Origin of the sequence: Nocardia coubleae NBRC 108252 (assembly GCF_001612805.1) — a bacterium.
GTDB classification, from domain to species: Bacteria; Actinomycetota; Actinomycetes; order Mycobacteriales; family Mycobacteriaceae; genus Nocardia; species Nocardia coubleae.
Genome location: NZ_BDBD01000029.1, coordinates 66524 through 87188 on the forward strand (window position 1 = coordinate 66524; position 20665 = coordinate 87188).

The 20665-nt window shown below is 68.0% G+C and carries 24 protein-coding genes; 9 read left to right on the forward strand and 15 right to left on the reverse strand.

Annotated features, from left to right (window positions below):
• Positions 1-4 precede the first annotated feature (4 nt).
• On the reverse strand, positions 5-1480 hold the full coding sequence (gene rpsA, locus NCO8_RS29010) for a 30S ribosomal protein S1 (RefSeq protein ID WP_067498011.1): 1476 nt from the start codon (positions 1478-1480) through the stop codon (positions 5-7).
• A 295-nt stretch (positions 1481-1775) separates the two neighbouring features.
• Between rpsA and NCO8_RS29015 the strand changes: the two genes are divergently transcribed.
• Positions 1776-2648 carry a class I SAM-dependent methyltransferase gene (locus NCO8_RS29015; protein ID WP_067644616.1) on the forward strand — a complete coding sequence of 291 codons (873 nt, stop codon included), beginning with the start codon at positions 1776-1778 and terminating at the stop codon, positions 2646-2648.
• Here the strand turns inward: NCO8_RS29015 and NCO8_RS29020 are convergent.
• From NCO8_RS29020 to NCO8_RS29030, 4 genes are all read right to left on the reverse strand, one after another.
• On the reverse strand, positions 2645-3199 hold the full coding sequence (locus tag NCO8_RS29020; protein ID WP_067644619.1) for a hypothetical protein: 555 nt from the start codon (positions 3197-3199) through the stop codon (positions 2645-2647). The two genes, NCO8_RS29015 and NCO8_RS29020, sit on opposite strands and share 4 nt — an antisense overlap.
• A gap of 178 nt (positions 3200-3377) precedes the next feature.
• Positions 3378-3548, reverse strand: a complete 171-nt coding sequence (locus tag NCO8_RS31960) for a type II toxin-antitoxin system antitoxin (protein WP_174550375.1) — start codon at positions 3546-3548, stop codon at positions 3378-3380.
• Between the two features lie 8 nt (positions 3549-3556).
• Positions 3557-4441 carry an SPFH domain-containing protein gene (locus NCO8_RS29025; RefSeq protein ID WP_067644622.1) on the reverse strand — a complete coding sequence of 295 codons (885 nt, stop codon included), beginning with the start codon at positions 4439-4441 and terminating at the stop codon, positions 3557-3559.
• A gap of 65 nt (positions 4442-4506) precedes the next feature.
• Positions 4507-5841 (reverse strand): FAD-binding oxidoreductase, encoded by a 1335-nt coding sequence (locus NCO8_RS29030; protein WP_067644625.1) that lies wholly within the window; start codon positions 5839-5841, stop codon positions 4507-4509.
• A 70-nt stretch (positions 5842-5911) separates the two neighbouring features.
• On the opposite strand from NCO8_RS29030, the gene NCO8_RS29035 reads away from it, so the two are divergent.
• Both NCO8_RS29035 and NCO8_RS29040 read left to right on the forward strand, forming a co-directional pair.
• Positions 5912-6811, forward strand: a complete 900-nt coding sequence (locus NCO8_RS29035; protein WP_067644628.1) for a LysR family transcriptional regulator — start codon at positions 5912-5914, stop codon at positions 6809-6811.
• Between the two features lie 87 nt (positions 6812-6898).
• On the forward strand, positions 6899-8443 hold the full coding sequence (locus NCO8_RS29040; protein ID WP_067644631.1) for an acyl-CoA carboxylase subunit beta: 1545 nt from the start codon (positions 6899-6901) through the stop codon (positions 8441-8443).
• Here NCO8_RS29040 and NCO8_RS29045 read toward each other — a convergent pair.
• Entirely contained in the window at positions 8430-9347 is a 918-nt protein-coding gene (locus tag NCO8_RS29045) for a LysR family transcriptional regulator (protein ID WP_067644634.1), read from the reverse strand. The genes NCO8_RS29040 and NCO8_RS29045 overlap by 14 nt on opposite strands.
• An 88-nt stretch (positions 9348-9435) precedes the next feature.
• On the opposite strand from NCO8_RS29045, the gene NCO8_RS29050 reads away from it, so the two are divergent.
• Entirely contained in the window at positions 9436-10278 is an 843-nt protein-coding gene (locus NCO8_RS29050) for an oxidoreductase (RefSeq protein WP_067644637.1), read from the forward strand.
• 6 nt (positions 10279-10284) lie between these two features.
• Complete coding sequence (locus NCO8_RS29055) at positions 10285-10914, forward strand: DUF1579 family protein (protein WP_067644640.1); 630 nt, start codon at positions 10285-10287, stop codon at positions 10912-10914.
• Between the two features lie 23 nt (positions 10915-10937).
• On the opposite strand, the gene NCO8_RS29060 is transcribed toward NCO8_RS29055, so the two are convergent.
• Both NCO8_RS29060 and NCO8_RS29065 read right to left on the reverse strand, forming a co-directional pair.
• Positions 10938-11393 carry an ABA4-like family protein gene (locus NCO8_RS29060; RefSeq protein ID WP_067644643.1) on the reverse strand — a complete coding sequence of 152 codons (456 nt, stop codon included), beginning with the start codon at positions 11391-11393 and terminating at the stop codon, positions 10938-10940.
• On the reverse strand, positions 11390-12337 hold the full coding sequence (locus NCO8_RS29065) for a hypothetical protein (RefSeq protein ID WP_067644646.1): 948 nt from the start codon (positions 12335-12337) through the stop codon (positions 11390-11392). The genes NCO8_RS29060 and NCO8_RS29065 overlap by 4 nt, the downstream gene beginning before the upstream one ends.
• Positions 12338-12439: 102 nt before the next feature.
• Here NCO8_RS29065 and NCO8_RS29070 point away from each other — a divergent pair, with 102 nt between their 5' ends.
• Positions 12440-13087 carry a MerR family transcriptional regulator gene (locus tag NCO8_RS29070; protein WP_067644649.1) on the forward strand — a complete coding sequence of 216 codons (648 nt, stop codon included), beginning with the start codon at positions 12440-12442 and terminating at the stop codon, positions 13085-13087.
• A gap of 119 nt (positions 13088-13206) precedes the next feature.
• Here the strand turns inward: NCO8_RS29070 and NCO8_RS29075 are convergent, their stop codons facing one another.
• The 4 genes from NCO8_RS29075 to NCO8_RS29090 all read right to left on the reverse strand — a co-directional run bounded on the left by NCO8_RS29075 (position 13207) and on the right by NCO8_RS29090 (position 17043).
• A complete protein-coding gene (locus NCO8_RS29075; protein WP_133734253.1) occupies positions 13207-13959 on the reverse strand; it encodes an amino acid ABC transporter ATP-binding protein in 753 nt (250 codons plus the stop codon).
• A gap of 23 nt (positions 13960-13982) precedes the next feature.
• Positions 13983-14921: an amino acid ABC transporter permease gene (locus NCO8_RS29080; protein WP_067644652.1), complete on the reverse strand. Its 939-nt coding sequence runs from the start codon at positions 14919-14921 to the stop codon at positions 13983-13985.
• Between the two features lies 1 nt (position 14922).
• On the reverse strand, positions 14923-15762 hold the full coding sequence (locus NCO8_RS29085) for an ABC transporter substrate-binding protein (RefSeq protein ID WP_243750133.1): 840 nt from the start codon (positions 15760-15762) through the stop codon (positions 14923-14925).
• A 192-nt stretch (positions 15763-15954) separates the two neighbouring features.
• Positions 15955-17043, reverse strand: coding sequence for an isocitrate/isopropylmalate dehydrogenase family protein (locus NCO8_RS29090; protein WP_067644655.1), 1089 nt, complete (start codon positions 17041-17043; stop codon positions 15955-15957).
• Positions 17044-17104: 61 nt separating this feature from the next.
• On the opposite strand from NCO8_RS29090, the gene NCO8_RS29095 reads away from it, so the two are divergent.
• Both NCO8_RS29095 and trxA read left to right on the forward strand, forming a co-directional pair.
• Positions 17105-17617 carry a 2'-5' RNA ligase family protein gene (locus NCO8_RS29095; protein WP_067644658.1) on the forward strand — a complete coding sequence of 171 codons (513 nt, stop codon included), beginning with the start codon at positions 17105-17107 and terminating at the stop codon, positions 17615-17617.
• A 49-nt stretch (positions 17618-17666) separates the two neighbouring features.
• On the forward strand, positions 17667-18041 hold the full coding sequence (gene trxA, locus NCO8_RS29100; RefSeq protein ID WP_067644661.1) for a thioredoxin: 375 nt from the start codon (positions 17667-17669) through the stop codon (positions 18039-18041).
• Positions 18042-18117: 76 nt separating this feature from the next.
• Here trxA and NCO8_RS29105 read toward each other — a convergent pair whose 3' ends face one another.
• Complete coding sequence (locus NCO8_RS29105) at positions 18118-18540, reverse strand: 2-isopropylmalate synthase (RefSeq protein ID WP_067644664.1); 423 nt, start codon at positions 18538-18540, stop codon at positions 18118-18120.
• Between the two features lie 347 nt (positions 18541-18887).
• Between NCO8_RS29105 and NCO8_RS29110 the strand changes: the two genes are divergently transcribed.
• Positions 18888-19199 carry a DUF6191 domain-containing protein gene (locus NCO8_RS29110; protein WP_067498062.1) on the forward strand — a complete coding sequence of 104 codons (312 nt, stop codon included), beginning with the start codon at positions 18888-18890 and terminating at the stop codon, positions 19197-19199.
• Positions 19200-19233: 34 nt separating this feature from the next.
• On the opposite strand, the gene NCO8_RS29115 is transcribed toward NCO8_RS29110, so the two are convergent.
• Both NCO8_RS29115 and NCO8_RS29120 read right to left on the reverse strand, forming a co-directional pair.
• Positions 19234-20007, reverse strand: a complete 774-nt coding sequence (locus tag NCO8_RS29115; RefSeq protein ID WP_067644667.1) for an acyl-[acyl-carrier-protein] thioesterase — start codon at positions 20005-20007, stop codon at positions 19234-19236.
• Positions 20008-20184: 177 nt separating this feature from the next.
• A complete protein-coding gene (locus NCO8_RS29120; RefSeq protein ID WP_067644670.1) occupies positions 20185-20610 on the reverse strand; it encodes an SRPBCC domain-containing protein in 426 nt (141 codons plus the stop codon).
• Positions 20611-20665 lie beyond the last annotated feature (55 nt).

Below are 20665 nucleotides of genomic sequence, written 5' to 3' on the forward strand. Positions count from 1 at the left end.
TCACTCAGGCGTTACCGCTGAGCTTCTCCCGCAGAGCCGCCAGCTGCGCGTCACTGGCGAGCGAACCGCCGGTGGACTCGGCCGGACCGGAGGTGGCCTGCGTGGCGTTGCCGCTCTCGGAGGAGTAGTTGCCCGCGGCCGGACCGCCCGCGGCGGCTTCGGCAGCCGCGTCGGCAGCCATCTTCTCCATCTGAGCGGTGTGCATCTTGTGGCGACGCTCGGCCTCGGCGTAGCGGCCTTCCCACTCTTCACGCTGCTTGTCGAAGCCCTCGAGCCATTCGTTGGTCTCGGGATCGAAGCCCTCGGGGAAGATGTAGTTGCCCGCTTCGTCGTAGCTGTCGGCCATGCCGTACTTCGACGGGTCGAACTCGGCGTGGTAGTCCTCGTTCGCCTGCTTCAGCGACAGCGAGATCCGGCGACGCTCCAGGTCGATGTCGATGACCTTGACCATCGCGTCGTCGCCGACGGCCACGACCTGGTCCGGGACCTCCACGTGGCGCTCGGCCAGCTCGGAGATGTGCACCAGGCCCTCGATGCCCTCTTCGACGCGCACGAAGGCACCGAAGGGAACCAGCTTGGTGACCTTGCCGGGCACGATCTGGCCGATGGCGTGGGTCCGGGCGAACTGACGCCACGGGTCTTCCTGGGTCGCCTTGAGCGACAGGGAGACGCGCTCGCGGTCCAGGTCGACGTCGAGAACCTCGACGGTGACCTCGTTGCCGACCTCGACGACCTCGGACGGGTGGTCGATGTGCTTCCAGGACAGCTCGGAGACGTGCACCAGGCCGTCGACGCCGCCCAGGTCCACGAAGGCACCGAAGTTGACGATCGAGGAGACCACACCCTTGCGGACCTGGCCCTTCTGCAGCTGGTGCAGGAACTCGCTGCGGACCTCGGACTGGGTCTGCTCGAGCCAGGCGCGACGCGACAGGACCACGTTGTTGCGGTTCTTGTCGAGCTCGATGATCTTGGCCTCGATCTCCTTGCCGACGTACGGCTGGAGGTCGCGGACACGACGCATCTCGACGAGCGAGGCGGGCAGGAAGCCGCGGAGACCGATGTCGAGGATCAGGCCGCCCTTGACGACCTCGATGACGGTGCCCTTGACGGCCTCGTCCTTCTCCTTGAGCTCCTCGATCGTGCCCCACGCGCGCTCGTACTGAGCCCGCTTCTTCGACAGGATCAGGCGGCCTTCCTTGTCCTCCTTGGTGAGAACCAGGGCCTCGACCGCATCGCCCACGGAAACGACCTCGTTCGGGTCGACATCGTGCTTGATGGAGAGTTCACGGGAGGGGATGACGCCTTCGGTCTTGTAACCGATGTCGAGCAGGACCTCGTCACGATCGACCTTGACGATGGTTCCCTCGACGATGTCGCCATCGTTGAAGTACTTGATCGTGGCGTCGATGGCGGCGAGGAAATCCTCGGCGGAGCCGATGTCGTTGACGGCTACCTGCGGCGAGGTGACGGTGGTGGGCATATGTGGGTTTGCTCCGGACGGATTGTGGTCGGTTGCGGACATTGGAACTTTCGGTACGCTGCGAGATCACCGCGACGAGGCGACGAGGGACCGAACAAGTATCGCACGGACCGCCGACATTGCCGCTGATCAAACTCAGCACGGGCGACTCCGTCATCGGATACTGTACGCATCAACCCCGGCGCACAGCGTTCCTCGTGAGAGGTTCCTCGAAAGACACTCGCGTGCCTCAGCGTACGCGAGGGTGTTCCAGCCGGGCAAACCACCCCCCGTTCCCGCCGATACCCTTGGCGCCGTGTCCGATGACGAACGCCATGCGCAGGCGAACGCGCTGCTGGGAACCGCGGCGACCACCCGAACCAGGGTCGGCTCGGCCGACAGCGAACGCGCCAGCAGGCGCTGGTGGGATGCCGACGCCGACCAATATCACCAGACCCACGCCGATTTCCTCGGTGTCGACTCCCCCGGCGGCGAGTTCGTGTGGTGCCCGGAGGGGCTGCACGAGGGCGACATGCATTTTCTGGGCGACGTGACGGGCAAGCGGGTGCTCGAGATCGGGTGCGGTTCGGCGCCGTGTTCGCGCTGGCTGGCGGGGCAGGGCGCGCATCCGGTCGGGCTGGATGTGTCGATGGGGATGCTCGCGCGCGGGGTGGCCGCGATGGAGCAGGGCGGACCGCGGGTGCCGCTGGTCCAGGCGGGCGCGGAGGCGTTGCCGTTCGCGGACGAATCCTTCGATCTGGCCTGTTCCGCGTTCGGCGGGGTGCCGTTCGTCGCCGATTCGGCGCGGGTGATGCGCGAAGTGGCGCGGGTGCTCGTACCGGGTGGCCGGTGGGTGTTCTCGGTGAATCACCCGATGCGGTGGATTTTTCCCGACGATCCCGGCGAGGACGGCCTGGTCGCGCGTATCCCGTATTTCGACCGCACCCCTTATGTAGAGGTCGACAGCGAGGGCGTGCCGACCTACGTCGAGCACCATCGCACGATCGGTGACCGGGTGCGCGAGATCGTCGGCGCGGGGCTGACCCTGCTCGACATCGTGGAACCGGACTGGCCGGAATGGCTCGACCGCGAATGGGGGCAGTGGTCGCCGTTGCGCGGGGAGATCTTCCCCGGCACCGCCATCTTCGTCACCGAGAAGCCCGCCGGCACCGGGCTGTCTGGCGCCTAGAAGTCGGGCAAAGCCGCGAACGACGGGGCGACCTGGACGTTCGGCACCGTTTCGGCGACCCAGCGACGCGCCCTGGTGAGCGCGTGATGCGGGAATTCGGCGTCGAAGCGGACGTCGTCGGACAGCAGGTACGGCAGTTTCCCGCGCAGGCCCGGCGCGTAGGGGTGGGGCGGGCACATCTCGTCGCGGCGGAATCGGCTGCCGATCGTCCGTTCCCGCTCCCCCGGCGGCCCCGTCTCCGGGCAGATGATCTGGAACACCGCCGAGCAGCGGTCCTTGGGCACCACGATGGACGCCGCGAACACGAGCTCACCGTGTGGACCCGGCATCCGTGTCTTCTCGACGCGCAGCAACGCGGGCAACTGGTCGACCCACACCACGAATGCCTCGATCAGGCAGCCGGTGCGCGCGTGGTGTTCGGCCAGCCGCCTGCGCAGCCGCTTCGGATCGTCGAGCCGCGCGGGCAGATCGGGTGCGCCGTTGACGTAGTTCAGCGCGACGACATCACGAGTGGCCGGATTCCCCCAGGTCGTGTCGTCCAACTGTTGCATTCCAGGAATGTCGAACGAGATGGGCACCGGATCAATTTACCGGCGCGGTCGAGTTCGGTTGTCGCCGTGCACGGCTCGGCGCGTCGTTCCAGACGAAACCCGGTGTTCGCCCAGGTCGGCCGGTCGGGCGCCGTGACAGATCACCACGTCGAGCGTCCGAGGGCCCGATCCGAGCGACTCAGTCGCGCTTGGGTTTCCGGCCGACCTGCTCGAGGGCGAGGCGCAGGGCGTATTCGATCTGGGAGTTGATGCTGCGCAGGTCGTCGGCCGCCCACTTGGCGATGGCCTCGTGGACGGCCGGGTCGAGCCGCAGCAGAACCTTTTTGGGTTCGCTCTTCGGCGCGGGCACAGTCGACCTCAGTAGAGGGATCCGGCGTTGACGACCGGTTGCGTCGCGCGGTCGCCGCAGAGGACGACGAGCAGGTTGGAGACCATGTTGGCCTTGCGTTCCTCGTCGAGTTCGACGGTGCCCTGTTCGGCCAAGCGGTCGAGCGCCAGGGCGACCATGCCGACGGCGCCCTCGACGATCTGGGTGCGGGCGGCGACCACCTGCGCGGCCTGCTGACGGACCAGCATCGCCTGCGCGATCTCGGGTGCGTAGGCCAGGTGGGTGATGCGGGCCTCGATCACCTCGATACCGGCGGTGAGGGTGCGTTCGCGCAGTTCGACGGTGAGTTCCTCGGCCACCTCGGCGCCGTCGCGCAGGCTGGTGCGGGCGTCGTCGTGGGCGTCGTAGGGGTGCGTGGTCGCCAGGTGACGGACCGCGGCCTCGGATTGGGTCTCGACGTACTCCTCGTAGTCGTCGACCGCGAAGGCGGCCTTGAAGCTGTCGACCACCTTGTAGACCACCACGGCCGCGATCTCGACGGGGTTGCCGTCGGCGTCGTTGACCTTCAGTTTCTGGGTCTCGAAGTTGCGCACCCGCAGCGAGATGGACTTGCGGTCGCTGAGCGGGACCACCGAGAAGAAGCCGGGTTCGCTGACCGAGCCGATGTAGCGGCCGAAGAAGGTGACGACCTTGGCCTCGTTGGGGTCGACCACGATCAGCCCGGTGGCCAGCGCCGCGACGATCACCACACCGAGCACGCCGACTACCGCGCCCGCCCAGGCGAGTGCGCCGCCGTCGTGCTTGGACACCGAGATCAGCGACAGCACCGCGAGGGCGCCGAACAGCAGGGTGGACACCAACCACCCGAGTAGGACGGCAAATCCGTTGAAGCGAAAGGCGGGCCGCAGTTCCATGACATCCTCCGATATCTGAGTGATATCATTACAATAGCAGATACAGACTGTGGCGACAACGCCGGTTACGCGCCGGGGATGGTGCGATTGGCGCGGAACATGCCGTGCGGGTCGTACTTCGTCTTCAAGGCCCGCAGCCTGTCGAAATCGGCACGGGGATAGCCCGCCGCCGTCTGCTCGGGGCCCGCCGCGGCGCCCGCGCCGTAGAGGAAGTTGAGGCTGTGGCCGATCGTCCACGGCGCCAGCGCTTTTCGCACCGTGTCCAGCGCTTCGGGAGCGGCGTCGCCGGCGCCCGCGTCGGTGATGACCCGCACGATGTACTCGGCGTCGCGGTGACCGACCGACGCGGTCCCCCGGCGCAGCGCCCCACCGAGATGACGGATGTCGACCACGGCGTCGACCGGTCCGCCGGGTGCGGTCTGCGTCCGCAACGCGGCCAGCGCTTCGGGGGTGAGGTCGGCGAGCAGTGCGTTGGTCGCGGCGTAGGCGTGCGGGAAGTCGGGATCGCTGTGCACCGTGTGGGATTCGATGTAGGGCATGGTGCGCAGGTCGTCGCGCAGGCGGTCACCGATCGCGCGCAACGGTGCGATCAGGCGCTCGGCAGCCTCGGCGGGCAACGTGGTCGCCACCCGAATGGAGGCGACATGCCTGCCGCGCAACGGCTGCGGGACCGGCGGGATGTCGGGAAAGGTCAGCACGGCGACGGTGGAGGTGATCTCCTCGGGCACGGTCGCACTCCACTGCCGCCAGGTGTCGAGCACCGTGTCGACGAGCGGAGTATCGAACATCAACTGGCCGCCAAAGATTTCGGTGACGGGCACGAGGTCGAGTTCGAGGGCGGTCACCACGCCGAAGTTGCCGCCGGTACCGAGGACCGCCGTGAACAGTTCGTCGGCGGGGCCGATGGTGCGGACGCGACCGTCGGCGGTGACGAGTTCGATCGAGCGCACATGGTCTGCGGCGTAACCGAATTCGCGGCCGAGCAAGCCGAGACCGCCGCCGAGCACATAGCCGACCACACCCACCGACGGTGACGAACCGTTCAGCGGGGCCAACCCGTGCGCGGCGGCGGCCTCGACCAGTGCGCCGGCCCGGACACCGGCGCCGACCCTGGCGGTTCGTTTGTCCGGGTCGACGGTGATCGCGTTCATCCGGCCGGTGGTGACGAGCACCCCGCCGTCGATGGCGACCGACAGGCCGTGCCCGGTGGCCTGCACAGCGAGGGGAACCCGGTGCCGCGCCGCGTATTCCACGGCGGCGCGCACGTCCTCGGTGTGGACGGCACCGGCGACGAGTGCGGGCCGGTGGGTGTAGGCGGTCTGGAATCCGGCGATCTCCTGCTGGTACCCGGCGTCGTCCGGGGTGAAGACGGGGCCGGTGAAAGTGGCGGTTTCAGTCACGACTCCACTGTGCTCACCCTGATGGAATAAGCCCAACAGATAGTTTTTCTCACTCTTATAATCAGCACTTATGGAACTGCGGCAGCTGCGGTACTTCGTGACCGTCGTCGACGAGGGCGGCTTCACCCGGGCGGCCCAACGCCTGCACCTGAGTCAGCCGGGTCTGAGCGCGCAGCTCAAACAGCTCGAGCGCGAACTCGGCCAGCGGCTCCTGGACCGCGGCGCCCGGACCGTCACCCCGACCGAGGTCGGCCGGGCGGTTCTCGACCACGCCCGCGCCGCCCTCGCCGCCGTCGATCGCATCGACCAGACCGTCCAGGAGTTCAGCGGATTGCTGCGTGGCCAGGTGCGGTTGGGTGCCGTCTCCGGCGCGGCGGCCGATGAGTTCGACATCGCGGGCGTGCTGGCCGGCTTCCACGACGACCACCCCGGTGTCGCGATCAGCCTGACCGAGGACACCTCCGAACGCATGCTCGCCGCACTCGACCGCGACGACCTCGACCTCGCCCTGGTCGGCCTCACCGGCGCCCAGCTCGGACCCGGCATCGCCACCGACGTGGTGCTCGAGACGCCGCTCGTCGCCGCGGTCGCCGCGGAGTCCGACGAACCCGCCGACACCATCACCCTGCGGGCGCTCACCGAACGTCGCCTCATCTGCCTTCCCCGGGGCACCGGTCTGCGCGGAATCTTCGAACGTTCCTGCGCTGCCGCGGGTTTCGTTCCGGAGATCGCGTTCGAGGCCGCCGCTCCCCCGCTGCTGCTCGAGCTCGCCGCACGCGGCCTCGGCACGGCGGTGGTACCCGCGCTCGGGGCCGAGGAAGCGGCGGGATTCGGGGTTCGGGTGCTCCCGATCGTCGAGCCGGCGATCCGCGGCAGGCTGGCGCTGGCCTGGCGAGGCGATCGCCCGCTCACCCCGGCGGCCAAGGTGCTGCTCGGTCAGCTGCGCATCGCGCTGCGCACCGGCACCTGATGCCGCCCGTGCCGCCGTCGTCACGGCGGCGTTAGGCTCGCACCACACTGATGAAGGAGAGCTCGACCACGACAGGAAGGGCGCGACATGGGGCAGTCGACAACCGCGGGGAAGTTGCGGGAGCTGCGGCAGAATCTGGTGGCGGCACAGGAACCGGCGGGGGAAGCCGGCGTCGCCAAGCGGGCGGCCAAGGGGATACCGAGTCCGCGTGAACGGATAGACATGCTGCTGGACAAGGGCAGCTTCGTCGAGATCGGCGCCCTCGTGCGGCAGCCGGGCGACGGCCTCTACGGCGACGGCGTGGTCACCGGGCACGGAACCGTTGACCGGCGCCCCGTGGTGGTGATCGCCCACGACCAGACCGTGTACGGCGGGTCGGTCGGTGAGATGTTCGGCCGCAAGGTGGCCATGGCCATGGACCGCGCGGCCGACGTGCAGTGCCCGTTCATCGCGATCAACGACTCCGGCGGCGCCCGCGTGCAGGACGCGGTGACCTCGCTGGCCTGGTACGCGACCATGAGCCGCCGTCAGCTCCGCCTGTCGGGCCTGGTGCCGCAGGTGTCGATCATGCTCGGCAAATGTGCTGCGGGAGCGGTCTATTCGCCGATCAACACCGATGTGCTGATCGCCACCGAGTCGGCGTACATGTTCGTCACCGGTCCCGAGATCATCCGGGAGACGACCGGTGAGGTGGTCACCCTCGAGGAACTCGGCGGCGCGTTCAACCAGGCACAGAACGGCAACATCCACCACGTCGCCGCCGACGAGCGGGCCGCCTTCGACTGGGCGCGAGCGTATCTGAGCTACATGCCGTCGAGCTGTTTCGACGAGGCGCCGGTGGTGAATCCCGGTCTCGAACCCGAGGTCACCGAGTCCGATCGCGAACTGGACTCGCTGATCCCGGATTCCGATCGCGCCGGTTACGACATGTACGACGTGCTGTTACGCATCTTCGACGACGGTGACTTCCACGAGATCGGTGGCAACGCCGCCCGCAACCTCATCACCGGTTTCGCGCGCGTCGACGGGCGAAGCGTCGGCGTGATCGCCAACCAGCCGCTCGTGTCCAGCGGCGCGATCGATGCCCGCTGCTCGGACAAGGCGGCCCATTTCATCCGGCTCTGCGACGCGTTCGGGTTGCCGCTGGTGTTCGTCGTCGACACACCCGGCGTGCTGCCGGGGGTCGAGGAGGAGAAGATCGGCGTCATCAAGCGCGGCGGGCGGTTCTTCTACGCGGTGGTCGAGGCGACCGTGCCGATCGTCACCGTCGTCGTGCGCAAGGCCTACGGCGGTGGTTACGCCGTGATGGGCTGCAAGCAGCTCGGCGGCGATGTGAACCTGGCCTGGCCGACCGCCCGCATCGCGGTGATGGGTGCGGAGGCGGCGGTCGGGTTGACCCAGCGACGGCAGCTGGCCGCGGTCCCCGAGGAACAGCGCGGCCAGGTCCGTCAGCAGATGATCGACTTCTACAACACCACCGTGGCCACCCCGTGGATCGCCGCCGAACGCGGCTACATCGACGCGGTGATCGAACCGTCGCGGACCCGCCTGGAAATCCGCAAGGCCCTGCGCCTGCTCGCCGACAAGCGCGAGATCCGAGGGCCACGCAAACACCTGCTCATGCCGTTGTGACACCGTGCTCGGCCCGGCGCCCACGCCGGGCCAGCCCGCACGCCGCCACATAGCCGCGGACCAGGGGGCGGGTGTCGTCGCGTCGCCAGGCCAGGGCCAGTTCGCAGGGGCTGATCCCGGTGACCGGTCGGCACACCACGCCGTCGCGGGTCACCATCGGTGCGTTTCCGGTGGCCAGCAACACGACACCGTCGCCGTTGACCAGGGCCTCGTAGGTTTCCTCGGTGCTCGAGACCTCGGCGCCGATGACGGGTTCGCGGCCGTCACGGGCGTCGAGGGCGAGCCAGTAGTCGCGCAGGATCCCGGCCGAGTGCGGAAGCGCCAGAAAGGGTTCCGCGAGGAGGTCCGCGAAGTCGATCTGCTCGCGGGTGGCGAGCCGGTGTGTGCTCGGCAAGGCGACCAGCCGCGGTTCCGTCGCGACCACGTGCCAGTCGTAGCGGGCGCGGTCGAGCGGCAACCAGACGAAGGCGACATCACTGGACCCATCGGCCAGCCCCGCGGACGGATCTTCCCAACTGAACTGGCGCAGTACCGGTTTCGCGTGCGGAAACGCGGTGCCGAACCGGGAGCGGATGGCGGGCAGGATGCCACGACCCGGGCTCGTGCTGATCCCGATCGTCAAGACCGCCGCCTGCGTGGCCTTCGCGGCCGCGACCGCGGCTTCGCCGAGCTCCCACGCCGCGAGCACCTGGCGCGCGTGCGGCAGCAGCGCCGCACCCGCCGCCGTCAAGGTGACGGCCCGCGGTCCACGCACGAACAATGCGGTGCCGATCTGCCTTTCGAGCTTGCGGATCTGTTTGCTCAGCGCGGGCTGGGACACATACAGCCGTTCGGCGGCGCCGGTGAAGGTGAGCTGCTCGGCGATCGCGACGAAGTAGCGCAGATCGCGCCCGTGCACATCCATAACCATTGGTTATCACAACGGGTCTTGGACGGCATCCGCGGACACGAGCAGGATCGGGGGCGAAACATCAACGGGTAGAGGAGTTCTGATGAGTGTTCCGCAGATCTGGTTGGTCACCGGGGCGAGCAGTGGTTTCGGCCGGGCCATCGCGCAGGCGGCGATCGAGGCGGGCGACATCGTCGTCGCCGTCGCCCGGCGCACCGCCGCCCTCGACGATCTGGTCGCCGCGCATCCCGACCAGCTCGAGACCGTCGCCCTCGATGTCACCGACATCGACCGTATCGACACGGTGATCGCCGATATCGTGGGCCGCCACGGCCGCATCGATGTGCTCGTCAACAATGCGGGCCGCACCCATGTGGGCGCGGTGGAAGAGACCACCGATGCCGAACTGCGCGCCCTGTTCGACCTGCATCTGTTCGGCCCCGCGGCATTGACCAGGGCGGTACTGCCGCACATGCGCGCGCAGCGCGGCGGTGCGATCGTGCAGATGAGCAGCGTCGGCGGGCAACTGTCCTTCGCCGGGTTCTCCGCCTACAGCGCGACGAAATTCGCCCTCGAGGGCCTGTCGGAAGCACTGGCCGAGGAAGTGGCGCCGTTCGGGATCAAGGTGCTGATCGTGGAGCCCGGCGCCTTCCGCACGGGCCTGTTCGGACCGGGCACGGCCGCCTTCAGCGCCGAGTCCGAGGTGTATGCCGACACTGCGGGCGCCACCCGCCGCATGGTCGAGGGCGGCGACGGCACCCAGCCGGGCGACCCAGCCAAGGCCGCCGCCGCCATCCGCACCGCCCTCGCCGCCGAGCACACCCCGCTGCGACTGCCGTTGGGGTCCGACTCGGTCGACGCGGTGCTCGGCCACCTCGACGCGGTCCGTGACGACGTACTGACCTGGGAGAAGGTCTCCCGCGATACCACCTTCGACGAGAACTGAAAGACGATGCGCGCCAGACTGCTCCGCACTTTCGCTCCGCTGGTCCTGGTCACCGCCGCGCTGCTCGGATCGGGCTGCGGTGACAACACCGCGGCCGCCCCGGTGCCGCCGACAACCTCCCAGCAGGCGCCCCAGGACACGGGGCACGCACGGCTGAACCAACTGGTCGGCGAGTGGACGGCCGAGAAGTCCACGTTCGTCGCGGGCGGCACGCCGGAGAACCCGATCGTCACCCGCGACGCGGTCTCGCGGTGGAGCTGGGTCGCCGAGACCGGCGGCAACTTCCTGCGCGAGGAGGTCACCGGGACCTTCGGTGACCGCCCCTACTACCGGCTCGGCCTGCTCGGCTACTCCCCGGTCGACGACCGCTACGAATGGTCGACCTTCGACAGCGTCACCCCGCTGACCATGGCCTACCGTGGCGCCAAGGGCAGCGCGAACGCACCGGAGCTGTCGATGACCGGCGAGTTCACCGACCCCGGCATCACCGGACCGGCCAATGTCGGCAAGTCCGTCCCGATGCGCACGGTGATCAGGCTGGAGTCGCCGGATCGGACGGTCATGGAGCTCTACTTCACCCCGCCGGGTGAACCGGAGCGGCTGGCCGATCGCGTCGTACTGACCAGGCTCAGCTGACCTCCTCGACCGGCCGACGGCGTTCACACGATGGCCGGATCCGCCTGCGGCGCGGGCGGATTCGGCGCCCGGCTGACCACTGTCCGCAGCACGAGATAGATCGGGAACGCGATGGGCGACAACAGAATAGTGCCGACCAGCAGGGGGCCCATGAGCAGCGGGTGGATGGCGCGGTCACGGCTGTCGAGGTAGATCCAGCGGCCGAGGAACAGGTCCCAGGCGAGGATCTGGGCCCACAGCGCGGTCAGGACCGCGGGGTCGGCGGCGGCGTCGGTGATGGCGGCCAGCGACGGCGAGGTCACCAGCGACCACAGGGTCCCCAGGACCGGGATCGCCACGATCGCCCAGATCACCAGGGACGGCGCGACGATCCACGGCGAGGCGATGATCGGGCGGGTGCGCCGCCACGTCGGCGCGAAGATCATCAGCGCCCAGAACGGCACCGTGACATAGAACGACAGGTCGAACAGCGTGCTCATGCGGTGACCACCTTCCGGTTCCCGATCGCGCTCGCGAACGAAACCAATACTCCGACAACAACTCCCACGGCGATGGCCGCGGCGACGACGACGGTTGCCCGGTCCGGGTGGACGAGCGGCTGCCCACGCAGCGCCTGCCAGGTCACCAGGGCCAGCACCGCGGCGTAACCACCCGAGGCGGTGAGGATCAGGCCGAGCCGCACGCGTGCGAACCGCAGCAACGGAATCCGTGGCGCGAGGACTACGAGCCCGGCGGCGAGCAGCGGCAGTATCTGCAACGCGTGCATGCCGACGAAATGCGGAATGCGCAGGTCACCGTTGGTGGTGCTCCAGCCGGTGATCGGCATACCCGGTGTGCCGTCGGGCGCGCCGACGGTGTGTGCGCCCGCAATGCCCTCCATCCCCGATTCCTGCATGGGCATCAGCTGCCCGAGCGCCAGGCCGACGAGGGTGATCGCGAGACCGAGCCGGATCGACCAGGTGACGGCGGCATCGCCGATGCGGGCGCGCGACAGCCCGACCGCGACGGCCATCGTCGCGAGGAACAGCACGACGATGGTGACGGCCATCGTCACCCAGAGCACCGTGTCGAACACGGTCGTCGTGTTGAAGTGGCTTCGGGTGCCGCGCACCACCTGCCCGACGATGATCACCTGTTCGATGGTTCCGGCGATCACGATCACCGTGGCCATCCACCACAGGAATCGGGAAGGCTTGGGCCGCAACGAGATCAGCCAGGCCAGCGCCACGCTGTAGAGCACGAACGACAGCGCGAACTTGGACGGCTTGAACCAGGCGGTCGATCCGGCGATCACCCGGTCGTCGACCAGCATCCCGACGACGGTCACCACCGCCAGGACCGCGTTGACGGCGGCGAAGTACAGCAGCGGCCGATGCAGTGGGGCGCGGCGGCGAGGCAAGGACTCTGCGAATGAGACGGACATGCGAATCTCCCGACGTTCTAGATAGCTACACTATCCGTTATGGATAGTTAGACTATCCACGAACGGGGCGCTAAGCAAGAGGGGCGAACGAAGGAGGCGACGGTGCGGATCTCGGAATTGAGCGAACGCAGCGGCATCGCGGTGGCGACGATCAAGTACTACCTGCGTGAAGGGCTGCTGCCACCCGGCGAACGCACCGGCCCCAACCAGGCCAGTTACGGAGACGAGCATGTCCGCAGGTTGCGCCTGGTGCGGGCGCTGATCGAGGTCGGCGGGCTACCGGTGGCCACGGTGGGTGACGTCCTGAGGGCCGTCGACACCCCCGACCTACCGATGTTCAGCCTGCTAGGCGTGGTGCAGGGCAGCCTCATCTCCCCCGCCCCCGCCGCCTCCGACGCCGAGTGGGAGCGTGCCTACGAGACCGTGCGCAGGGAAATGGATCGGCGGGGATGGTCGATGAAGCCGGCCCAGCCGGTGATCGAGGCCCTCACCGCCGTCCTCGTACGCGCCGCTCAGCTCGGTTACCCCGAGTGGGGCGAGACTGTGTTGCCTGCCTATTTCGACGGCGCGCGCATCGTCGCCGAAACCGATGTCGCCACGGCGCTTTCGGCAGGCGAACGCGACGCCGTGGTCGACGCGGTCGTTGTCCTGACCGTCCTGGGCGACACCGCCCTCGCCGCCATCCGCCGCATCGCCCAGGCCCAGGTCTCCCTGGAAAAGCTGAGGTCGGACTCCGCTCCCAGCGCCTGATCTCGCACGAACATGGGTAACTCGCCGGGGACGGGCAAACGTCCCCGGCGAGTTACCGCCAGCCGCCCGGCGCACAGGACTCACCACCTGAGTCCGGCCGAAATACGCGGAGAGGCGGGTCAGAGCAGGCGGGACAGGAAGGACTTCGTCCGTTCGTGCTGTGGGTTGGACAGCAGCTCACGCGGCGGTCCCGACTCCACCACCACACCGCCGTCCATGAACACCAGCTCGTCGGCGACTTCGCGGGCGAAGCCCATCTCGTGGGTCACCACCAGCATCGTCATGCCCGAATCGGCCAGCTCACGCATGACCGTGAGCACCTCACCGACCAGTTCGGGGTCGAGTGCCGAGGTCGGCTCGTCGAACAGCATCAGCTTGGGATCCATGGCGAGCGCCCGCGCGATCGCCACCCGCTGCTGCTGACCACCCGAGAGCTGGGCCGGGTAGGCGTTGCGCTTGGCCGACAGACCGACCCGCTCGAGCAGTTCCTCGGCCCGGGCGATCGCCTCGGACTTGCGGATACCACGCACCTGGGTGGGCGCCTCGATGACGTTCTCGAGTGCCGTGCGATGCGGGAACAGGTTGAAGTGCTGGAACACCATGCCGATGTCGCGGCGCTGGACCGCGGCGTCGCGCGGGTGCATCTCGTAGAGTTTGCCGTTCTTCTCCCGGTAGCCCACGAGTTCGCCGTCGACGTAGAGCCTGCCCGCGTTCACCTGCTCGAGGTGGTTGATGCAGCGCAGGAAGGTCGACTTGCCCGAACCCGACGGGCCGACCAGGGTGAGCACCTTGCCCCGGTGTACCTCCAACGAGATGCCCTTGAGCACCTGCAGCGCACCGAAGTTCTTGCACACCCGATCGGCGAGCACCATGGGAGGTGCGGTCACTGCTTCGCTCATTTCGCCTTCACCGCCGCCTGTGCCGTGGCCAGTTCCTCGAGCTGCTTGGCCGTCAGCTGCCGGGTGGCACCGCGCGAGTAATACCGTTCCAAGTAGTACTGCCCGACCATCAGCACGCTGGTGATCGCCAGGTACCAGGTGGCACAGACGAGCAGCAGCGGGATCGGCTGGAAGTTCACGCCGTAGATGTCGCGGGCACGGCCGAACAGGTCGGTGCTCAACGGGATCGCGGTCACCAGCGAGGTGGTCTTGAGCATGCCGATCAGCTCGTTGCCGGTGGGCGGGATGATCACCCGCATCGCCTGGGGCAGCACGGTGCGGCGCATGGTCTGCGTCCACGACATGCCGAGCGCCACCGACGCCTCACGTTGCCCCTCGCCGACCGAGTTGATGCCCGCGCGCACGATCTCGGCCATGTACGCGGCTTCGTTGAGGCCGAGGCCGATCACCGCGAACAGGAACGCGGCCTGCAGGTTCTGCACGTCGATGTGGAAGAACTGCGGACCGAACGGCACACCGAGGTCGATCTGCTTGTACAGCGACGGGACGAGACCCCAGAACACCAGCTGCACGAACACCGGGGTGCCGCGGAAGATCCACAGGTAGACCCACGCGGTGGTGCGCAGCACCGGGTTCGGCGACAGGCGCATCACCGCGAGCACGGTGCCCAGACCCACCGCGATCGCCATCGCGAGCACGGTGAGTTCCAGGGTGACGATCGCGCCCTGGGTGATGCGGCTGTCGAACAGGTACCTGCCGTAGGTGTCCCACTTGTAAGCGGGGTTGGTGGCAGCGCCGTAGACGAACAATCCGACCAGGATCAGGATGATTGCCGCCGCGATCCAGCGGCCCGGCCTGCGTAGCGGGACCGCTTTGATCGGTTCGGGTTCGGTGCCCGGTCCGGGCACCTCCACCGTGTCTTTCTCGTCGGTCACGTCAGCTCACTGCGCCGTTGACGACCGAGGTCTTGATCTGACCGTCCTGGACACCCCAGTTCGTGGTGATCTCGCCGTACTTGCCGTTGTCGATCAGGTGCTGCAGCGCCTTCTGCAGCGACACCGCCAGCGGCGAGCCCTTCTGCACGGCCCAGCCGTAGGGCGCCGAGTCGAACAGCGGGCCCGAGGACTCGATCTTGCCTTCGCTCTGCTTGATCGCGTACGCCGTCACCGGCGAATCGGCCGACATCGCGTCGACCTGGCCGAGGACGAGTGCGTTGGTCGCGGCGCTCTGCTCGTCGAACGGCTTCATATCGATCGGCGGCTTGCCTTCGGCGACACACTTCGCGCTCTTGGCGGGAATCTCTTCGGTGTGCTCGACCGTAGTGGCCTGTACGGCGACTCGTTTACCGCACGCATTGTTCGGATCGATGGTTTTGCCGGTTTGCTGGGCCCACTGGATGCCCGCGTTGAAATAGGTCGTGAAATCGACCTGCTGTTCGCGTTCGCGCGAATCGGTGATCGAGGACATACCCACGTCGTAGGTGCCTGCCTGGATCGCGGGAATGATCTTCTCGAAGGCGGACTCCTGATAATCGACCGTCAGCCCGAGGGTGGCGGCGACCGCGTCGAGCAGGTCCACGTCGAAGCCGACGATCTTGCCGCTGGCGTCCTTGTACTCGTTCGGCTGGTACGGCACGTTCACGCCGACGACGATCTTGCCTGCTTGCTTCACCTTGTCGGGCAGCGTCGCGGCGATCGCGTCGACCTTCTCGGCCGAGACCTTGGTGACCTCGGTGGTATCGCCCTCGGTGTTTTCCGCGCAGCCGGTCAACACCATCGCGCCCACGGCGGCGGTACAGAGCAACCGCACGGCACCGCGGCCGAGCACAGTTCGAACAGACAAAGGAGCCTCCACATTTCACGTCGACGCCGGCCACGTGTCAGCGCCTGTTTGGCAATGTATGCGAACCGGACACAGCGTGGTGCGACAGTAACCGAAGATTAATCAGCGAATGTGAAAGGGGTGGGTTCACCTCCGGTGCACGCGGGCGGCGACCTGTTCGGTGAATTCGCTGGTCGAGGCGAGACCACCGAGATCCGCGGTGGCGATTCCGGCGGCGAGCGTGGCCGCGACCGCACCGGAGATCCGGTCCGCCGCCGCATTCATCGCACGATTTCCGTCACGAACTCCCAACCAGCGCAACAACATTGCCGCCGACAGTTGCAATGCCACCGGATTCGCCCGATTGTGTCCGGCGAGGCCGGGTGCGGCACCGTGCACCGCCTGCGCCATCGCCTTGGTGTCGGAGCAGTTGAGCGAGGGCGCCATGCCGAGCGACCCGCTCAGCTCGCCCGCCAGGTCCGAGAGGATGTCACCGAAGAGGTTCTCGGTGACGATCACGTCGAACTCGCCGGGCGCGCGCACGAGGTGCGCGGCCATCGCGTCGACGTGCGCGTCGTCGACCCGCACGTCCGGGTATTGCCCGGCAATCTCGTAGCATACGTCGCGGAACAGTCCGGTGGTCATCGGGAGCACATTCGCCTTGTGTACCACCGTGACCCGCTTGCGCCGTTCCCGCGCCAGCCGCAGCGCCTGATGGGCGATCCGCTCACACGCCTGCCGGGTGATCACGGCCACCGCCATGGCCACGTCCTCGGTCGGCTTGAACTCCCCCGACCCGGCGAACATATTGCGATCGGCATAGAAGCCCTCGCTGTTCTCCCGCACGATCACCAGGTCGATATCGGCCGCCGTGGCACGCACTCCCGGGAAGGCCACGGCGGGACGGATATTCGCGTACAGACCGAGGCGCTTGCGGATGGCACCGCCGGGCGCCACCCGCATGTCGGCCGGGTAGGAGGCGTTGTCGTGCGGGCCGAGGATCCAGGCGTCGAGCTCGTCGAGTGCCGCGAGGGTCTGCTCGGGCAGCGGATGACCGAATTCGGCGATGGCGTCGTGGCCGATGCGCAGCGGCACCCAGTCCACCGGGTCGAGCCCGGCCGCGCCGACCGCCTCGTCGACCACCACGCGGGTGGCGGCCACCACCTCGGGTCCGATGCCGTCACCGTCGATCACTCCGAGCCGCACGCTCGCCTTCGTCGTGTTCACGCGCTCCATCCTCGCCCCTGCCGCCACGCCACCGGCACGCGGACATACCGGAGCGACTAGTTTCTGGATCATGGTGCAGTCGGTGGAGCTCCTCCTGGACGACGCGGGCGAGGCCGAGGTTCGCAGACAGTGGGCCGAGCTTGCCCGTCTCGGCCTCGCCGCCCCGCGCGGGGACACCCATCGACCGCACATCACCGTCGCGGTGGCCCGCGAGATCTGGCCGAGGATCGACCGGGCGCTGGCGGGACTGGAGTTCGCACCGTTGCCTGTCCGCCTGGGCGGACTGCTGATCTTCGGGGCACGCAGGCCGATTCTCGTGCGATCGGCGATCGTCACGGAGGAACTGCTCGACCTGCACCGCCGGGTCGACGAGCTGGTCCGGGGATGCCCCGATATGCCCGCGAACACGCGGCCCGGCGCATGGACACCACACGTGACCCTCGCCCGCCGTGTGACCCCGGAACAGCTCGGCGCGGCGGTGGACGCAGTGGCCACCGACCACGAATTTCCGGCTGTTGTGGTGGGCATTCGCCGTTGGGACGGAGACGCGCGGCACGAGCATGTGGTAGTCGGTGGAAGATAGAGGGACGCCGAGGCGTTACAGCCGAGGACACCGACAAGGAGAGGACGTCATGGCCACCCAGACGCTGACCCAGCAGAACTTCGACGAAGTCGTCACCGGAAACGACGTGGTACTCGTCGATTTCTGGGCTTCCTGGTGCGGGCCCTGCAAGAGTTTCGCACCGACCTTCGAGGCGTCGTCGGAGAAGCACACCGACGTCGTCCACGGCAAGGTCGACACCGAGGCCGAGCAGGGGCTCGCCGCCGCCGCCAACATTCGGTCGATCCCGACCATCATGGCCTTCCGCGAGGGCGTGCTCGTGTTCGCCCAGCCCGGTGCGCTGCCGCCCGCCGCGCTCGAGGATCTGGTGACCCAGGTCAAGGGCCTGGACATGGACGAGGTGCGCAAGCAGATCGCCGAGCAGCAGAACTCGCCTGCCGAATAGGTCGCCTGCTCGACCGCTGAAACGTCAAGGGCCCGTTCACCTTTCATGAGGTGAACGGGCCCTGCGCGTCGTTCTGTCAGTTGGCGAGCAGGTTGACGCCCGCGATCATGGCGCGCACGGTCGACTCGGCGCCGCCGGCGCCCATCGCCGCGGCCCACCCGCGCTTGCCGTTGAACTCGCACTGCACGAAGGTGGCGATACCGGCGTCGGTGCGACGCTGGTGGAAGCGCAGGATCTCGAGGGGGTAGCCCTCGTCGTAGAGCGCCGAGGTCATCGCGGCGACCGGGTTACCGGCGGCGATGACGGTGCGCAGGTGGTTGCCGAGTTCCAGCGTGGCGGTGAAATCCGTTCCGGAACAAGTGAATTCGCCGAGGGTGACCGGCCCGGTGATCCGGATGTAGCGGGCGGCGAAGTCGGCGGGGTCGAGGTCACGGAGCTCGGCGCGCAGGGCCTTGGGCGCGGCGTCGAGCATGGCATGGTCCAGTGTGAGCAGTGTCATTGCAGGTGAGGTCTTCCCGAAGATGTCTTCGTTGGCAGAGGGGACCAGCAGTACAAAAGAGAAATCAGCCCGCAGCGAGGGGGCCGGTCCGAATCAGACCCCGCTACGGCGGGTTACTACGAGAAGAATCTGCCGTGTGGCTGCCGGCGCGGTCTGCGCAGCAGCGACCGCGCGGTCGCGGTGAGCGACAAGCGGCGCGGCGAAGCGGTCGGCGGGATTCGGCACGACTACGACAATAGGGGCGCCGTCGCGAAATCGCAACCTTCTTTCCCGCTCGACGTGTCTACTCGTGAGTACCATCACTGCAGCTCAGGGACCACTCGCCGGAGGCGCGCTACCGTGAGCGCATGGGTATGGTCTTCGCGATGACGATCCCCGGGCTGGCGATCGGGCTCATCCTGCTCACCCTCCTGGAAGTGGTTGTCAACCGACTCACCGGCAGCCGGGTACTGCCCTGGACCCGCAAGCGCCGCGGACCGGCTGTCGCCGCGACCGGATTCGAGCATCTGGCCGCCATGTTCCAGGGGTCCAAGCATCACGAGTTCGAACAGCGGCAGACCACGCTGATGCACCGGGAGAACCCGTCCGACGGTGCGCCGCCACGCGACGAAATAGATCTCAGCGGCGGGTCCGCGCGGTTGATCGCGCGCGAGCGCTGAATCCGCCGTGCGACGGTAAGAGCTCGGATCGCCGTCAGCTCTCGTCGCGGGCAGGCAGCGCGGTCACCGAGGCCAGTGCGCGAGCTGAGCCGTCGACGTCCATCTGCATTCGCAGGCCGGTCGGATGCACGCTCGTGCGCAGGACCACCTTGTCGCGGGCCATTACCGGGCCCACGTGTTCGATGATCGCGCGGTAGGGCAGTTCGTGGGTGTCCGGGTGGGCGGCGAGGGTTTCCTCGAGCGCTTCCCAGTACACGGCGTTGTTGACGTGGCCGAGGCGGTCGACATCGGTGACGCGCAGCGGGAACGGCACCGTCTCCACGTCGGGGTCGTCGAGTTCGGTGAGGGCGGCTTTCCAGCGCAACCGGTGCTCGGTGGTGCTGGCCAACATCGGCGCCATGAAGGCGTCGGTCATCCGGGCGGGGCGCCCCGCCACGGGGTCGATATGGATCAGGAACGCAGCCGCTTCGATGTGCCCACCGCGCTCGCCTTTCAGCTGGATCCGCATATCGCACCAGCGGTTCGACAGCGCGTCGGCCCAGCGCCGCAACTGCACCCGGTCGCCGAACACGATCGGCTCGTACACGTCGATGACGGTGCGCCGCACGATCCAGGCCTGATGGATGTCGCCGTCGGCGACCGCGTCCAGGTGGTCGAACCCGATGTCCTGCAGGTAGCGTGCCACCGCGTCGAGCCGCAACCGGTCCTGGTCGTCGGTGTCGCCGAGACGGACCGGCCACGACCTCGCGAAGGCCCGCGTGATGTCGAGGCAGTCGGGCAGCGGGGTGGGGATGACGTCGACGGGCATGAGCCGATGCTGTCACACATCGGGGTCGGTGGCCGGGGACGACTCGCGAGTCGCGGGTGCTCACAACTGCGCGGGCGGTCCCTGGTGCACCGGCACGACCAGCTCACGTCGTGCGGCCACGGCCGACACGTCCACGAACCGGCCCGGCATGCTCGGCGTCGGCCGCATGCCGGGCGATCACTCTTCGGCGGCCGCCTTGATCCCGTCGACGTGGGCGGTCCACATCTGCCGGGAGTGCTCGGCGTCGGCCTCGGTGGCGTTGTTGTCCTGGCTCAGCGACAGGTGTGTCGTCGTGTCGTCGCCGCTGAGCTCGTAGGTGAGCGTGTGGTAGTTCGCGGGGATGTCGGGTTGCCCGCTCAGGGGGCTGTAATGCGTCATCCGCAGCAACCGGCCGGGCTCGGCGGCGAGGATCTCACCGCGGTCCTCGTATGCCCTGCCCTGAAACTCCCCCGTCCAGGTGATCGGACTACCCGGCTGCCAATCGGTGCGCACCTCGGCACCGAACATGAACTTGCGGATCTGCGCCGGGTCGGTCAGCACCTCCCACACCCGCTGTGGAGAGGCGTCGACGTCGGTCCGCACGGTCGCGACGAATCCGGTCATGATGCTCAACTCCTTCGGTCGATCACCACCACCTTAGGACCGACCCCGGCGCGCT